Origin of the sequence: Trinickia sp., from assembly GCF_051961175.1 — a bacterium.
Taxonomy (GTDB): domain Bacteria; phylum Pseudomonadota; class Gammaproteobacteria; order Burkholderiales; family Burkholderiaceae; genus Trinickia.
In genome coordinates this window covers 1-3,573 of record NZ_JBQCDN010000210.1, presented here as the reverse complement: position 1 = coordinate 3,573, position 3,573 = coordinate 1, and the positions used below count along the sequence as shown (strand labels likewise).

Genomic DNA, 3,573 nt, shown 5'->3' with positions numbered 1-3,573 from the left:
AGCCGCGCTGAAGTCACTTAAAAAGCGAATCGTCGATCATCTGGAGTTCAAAGCCCGTCGTGCTTGCGCTTACTGCAAGCGCCCGGTAGGGCATTACGGATATGGCTGGCACATCGAGCACGTCTATCCCAAGGCGAGCTACCCTGAGCGCACCTTTGCCTTAGGGAATCTCACAATCGGTTGTACCGACTGCAACCAATGGAAAGCTGCGCGCGTCGATCGGGGGACGCTCACCGGGGGCCTAACGATCATCGACCCGGTCGTGAATGGGTTCCGCTATGGCGATCATATTAACCTCGTTCACATCGCGACCGAGGAAATTTGCTTCGTGAAATACCGACCGACAAGCGAAACCGGCCGGGCAACGTACAAGAAGCTGCAGTTTGCCGACATCGAGCGATCGACGATCATCGATAGTGTCAATGACGATCTAGCGGCACTCCATCGACGCATGAACGACGCACTCGCAAAGGTCCAGACGAGCGATTCAGAGAGTGAGCTAGGCGCCCTCCTTTGCACACTGAGGTCCAGGATCTATGGCCTCGGCTAGAGGCGCAAGCTGAGCTGCGGATGGCCGCACCCCCCAGTTGCTCAGATTTCGAATGCGCTTGACACCGCAGCGCGTTCTCCCGCTCAGTCGTAGTATTTCACGAGCTGAACAACGCCATTGTCGAGGCGTCGTACGCCAAAGTCATGACCGAGTGCTTGGCTAAGCGCGAATCCGCTAAACTGGACGCCACCTCCAAAGGAGACGCCAGGCTGCATAACCACGCCGTTGATGTCAACGGTAACCTTTGGCGACAGGTTACCGTTCGAGTCAATAACGAAAATTTCGTCGAAATGCACGCGCATCAGACCATCAGGGGCGGCCGCGGGGGACTGTGTCGGTTGCTGCGCTGCGGCTTGCTGTGACTGGTCGGCAGTCTGATTCGCCGTCGGCGTGGGTGAGGCGTCGGGAGACGCGGTCATCGATGCCGGAGATGCAGCGGAAGCTTCTTGTGCCGGCGCCTCCTGCTTATCGCCGCAAGCAGCCAAGAATGCCAGCGTGGCAAATGCCGGTACAAACATCACTTTCTTCAGATTCATTTCGTTCATTTTCCTCTTTCAAAGTCGGCAGACCCGACATTGGGACATAACGGCATTTTTTGTTCACGCCTTTACAGATGCGACGTCACAACGCTCGCCTGGCAGCTCGGAAATGATGATGAGCAAGCAGCAGACACGTGATTGGGAGCGCGTCAGCGATGGTCTGAAGGAGATATTGGCGGACCCGGCCCAGCTCGATGAAGCCCTTCGGGCCCGCTCGAGGGCTTCACCGCAACAGGGTACATAAGTCTAAAGAGGGTGCCGCGAGCAAGCTTGCGGCACCCGGAACATTCCCAGATTCGCCACTTCAGAACGCGCCCGTCACACCCTCACTGACGAGCCGCTGAATTTCACTGGCCTTCCAGGCAACGCAGCGAGGACCAAGAGAGACGGGTTGCGGAAAGCGGCCGCTCTTCACGCCCGCGTACCAGGTTGCGCGGGGAACCGGGATAAGCGCCAGCACTTCCGGAAGGCGCAAAAGAGAGTCATGCTGGACTTGCATGATGCAACGGCGTACCGGAAAACAGCGGTGCAATTCTGCATCGCGCGATGCGCCGTATCGCGGGCACCGCGCTGCTCAATTCGCCGCAGGCATGCGAGGACTTCCGGTGCGGTGATGTCAGATATCGGTCGCTTGCCCAGCCAGGGAAAGATGTCATTCTCGAGCCGCGCGATGACCTTGACGCGGTGAGACTCGGCCTTGTCGGACATCATCCTCTCGTGCCATTCCCGGGCAACCGCTTCGAAGTTGTTGGCCGCACGCTCCAGCCTCGCTGCCTTCACCACCTTCTTGTGCTCGCCGGGGTCAACGTCTTTCGCCAGAAGCTTGCGCGCGTCATCGCGCTTCTCACGCGCGTCCTTCAAGGTCACGTCGGGGTACTTGCCGAACGACAGGCGCTTCTCGCGCCGGTCGTACCGGTACTTGAAGCGCCACAATTTTGAGCCTGCGGTTGAGACTTCGAGATACAGCCCACCGGCGTCCCAGAGTCGCTGGGTCTTCTCGATGGACTTGGCGTTTTTGACGGCGAGGCCAGTGAGTGGCATCTGGGGGCATCCGTTTGTGGGGGCAGCGAACTGGTTCCCCCATGGTGCCCCCAACGGCCTGATTTACCAACAGATGCAGTTGGACGACCTCAGACGTAAAAAAGGCCGGAAGCCTTGTGTAACAAGGGCTTCCGGCCTTTTGCTGGACCTAGCCAGACTTGAATTTGGTGGAGCGGAGGAGGATCGAACTCCCGACCTTCGCATTGCGAACGCGACGCTCTCCCAGCTGAGCTACCGCCCCAACGAAGCAGCAATTCTGTCACGGCGTTACGGGGTTTGACAAGCCCCCTTGGGACATGAAAAACCCCAACGACCGCAACTACTTAGCGTTGGTGGCGACAGAGGTAGGCGCCCCAGCCAGCACCCAAGCGACGACGGTATGAATATCCGCATCGCTCATCCGCGGATGGGATGGCATGGGAATAACACCCCAAACGCCGGACCCACCGTCCTTAACCTTCTTTTCCAGCCGCCCTTGCGCCTGCCCATCGCCCTTGTACTTGCTCGCGATATCCCGAAACGCAGGCCCGACAAGCTTCCGATCGACGGTATGGCATCCGAGACAGGCATTCTGCTTAGCGATTTCAAGCCCTGCAGGCGCCGAAGCGGCCAAAACCGCCCCGGACAACCCGACCGCGACAGCAGCCAAAACGCTCCCAGCCGCAACCGCCGCCGCGCGCCGCCGAAGAACCCCAAACCCCATCACTTCACCTGCCCACGACTACCCGGGTGCACCTGCGTGGAATTACTAACCGGAGCCGGCGTCGCCGAGGTATCGAGCGGCTTCTCCGTCACCCCACCGCCAATGGGCACCGCCCCCACCGTAGCCTGCGAATCCGCCGACTGAGCCGAACTGGGCGCACTAGCCGCCTGCGCCGCCGTAGCCGCCACCGCCCCCGCCTGCTCCGGCTTCACGTACTGGAAAACCTTCACAACACTCTTCACCCCGGGAACATTCGCCGCAACAGCCGCCCCAAGGTTCCCCTCATGCTCCGTCACGAGCCCCATCAAATAGATATTCCCAGCCTCACCGACAACCTTAAAGTCATTCGCCGAAATCCCTTTCTCGGCGATGAGCATCGTCTTCACCCGCGTCACAAGATAGGAATCATTAGCCCGATCCGAAAAATCCGTAACCGGCCCGACCTTAAGCTCGTTAACGATGGCCTCAACATCCCCCACCCCACGCGCAATCTGCTCCGCCTGCTGCTTCATCGCCTCAGTCGGCACTTCCCCGGTCAACAACGCCCGCCGATTAAACACCGTCACATCGACATGCGCCGAATCGCCCAACTGATTGGCAATCTGCGAATACGCCTTCACCTGAATCTCACGGTCGGCCGTCTGCGTGCCGAGCGTGCGTCGATCGGTCGCCATCAGCGCCCCGCCGCCCGCCGCGCCCGCCACCGCCAACACACAACCCTGCAACGACGCCACCAATGC

General features: G+C 59.9%; 6 protein-coding genes and 1 tRNA gene. 1 reads left to right on the top strand and 6 read right to left on the bottom strand.

The window, feature by feature from the left end; genetic code table 11:
- A partial coding sequence (locus tag ACTHL0_RS12630) for an HNH endonuclease (RefSeq protein ID WP_440567086.1) occupies positions 1-550 on the top strand: 550 nt, incomplete at its 5' end.
- A gap of 83 nt (positions 551-633) precedes the next feature.
- On the opposite strand, the gene ACTHL0_RS12625 is transcribed toward ACTHL0_RS12630, so the two are convergent.
- The 6 genes from ACTHL0_RS12625 to ACTHL0_RS12600 form a co-directional block, all read right to left on the bottom strand.
- Positions 634-1,095 carry a hypothetical protein gene (locus tag ACTHL0_RS12625; RefSeq protein WP_440567085.1) on the bottom strand — a complete coding sequence of 154 codons (462 nt, stop codon included), beginning with the start codon at positions 1,093-1,095 and terminating at the stop codon, positions 634-636.
- 298 nt (positions 1,096-1,393) lie between these two features.
- Positions 1,394-1,588: a helix-turn-helix transcriptional regulator gene (locus ACTHL0_RS12620; RefSeq protein ID WP_440567084.1), complete on the bottom strand. Its 195-nt coding sequence runs from the start codon at positions 1,586-1,588 to the stop codon at positions 1,394-1,396.
- A complete protein-coding gene (locus tag ACTHL0_RS12615; protein ID WP_440567083.1) occupies positions 1,501-2,130 on the bottom strand; it encodes a tyrosine-type recombinase/integrase in 630 nt (209 codons plus the stop codon). Before ACTHL0_RS12615 ends, ACTHL0_RS12620 begins: the two co-directional genes overlap by 88 nt.
- A gap of 165 nt (positions 2,131-2,295) precedes the next feature.
- Positions 2,296-2,371: transfer RNA gene (locus ACTHL0_RS12610), tRNA-Ala, on the bottom strand.
- 78 nt (positions 2,372-2,449) lie between these two features.
- Complete coding sequence (locus ACTHL0_RS12605; protein WP_440567082.1) at positions 2,450-2,833, bottom strand: c-type cytochrome; 384 nt, start codon at positions 2,831-2,833, stop codon at positions 2,450-2,452.
- On the bottom strand, positions 2,833-3,570 hold the full coding sequence (locus tag ACTHL0_RS12600; protein ID WP_440567087.1) for a BON domain-containing protein: 738 nt from the start codon (positions 3,568-3,570) through the stop codon (positions 2,833-2,835). The genes ACTHL0_RS12605 and ACTHL0_RS12600 overlap by 1 nt, the downstream gene beginning before the upstream one ends.
- Between the last annotated feature and the right edge of the window lie 3 nt (positions 3,571-3,573).

What these genes read in the sequence shown, in the direction of transcription:
- ACTHL0_RS12625 (WP_440567085.1), bottom strand. Translation starts at nt 1,095, where the DNA reads ATGAACGAAATGAATCTGAAGAAAGTGATGTTTGTACCGGCATTTGCC.
- ACTHL0_RS12620 (WP_440567084.1), bottom strand. Translation starts at nt 1,588, where the DNA reads ATGCAAGTCCAGCATGACTCTCTTTTGCGCCTTCCGGAAGTGCTGGCG.
- ACTHL0_RS12615 (WP_440567083.1), bottom strand. Translation starts at nt 2,130, where the DNA reads ATGCCACTCACTGGCCTCGCCGTCAAAAACGCCAAGTCCATCGAGAAG.
- ACTHL0_RS12605 (WP_440567082.1), bottom strand. Translation starts at nt 2,833, where the DNA reads ATGGGGTTTGGGGTTCTTCGGCGGCGCGCGGCGGCGGTTGCGGCTGGG.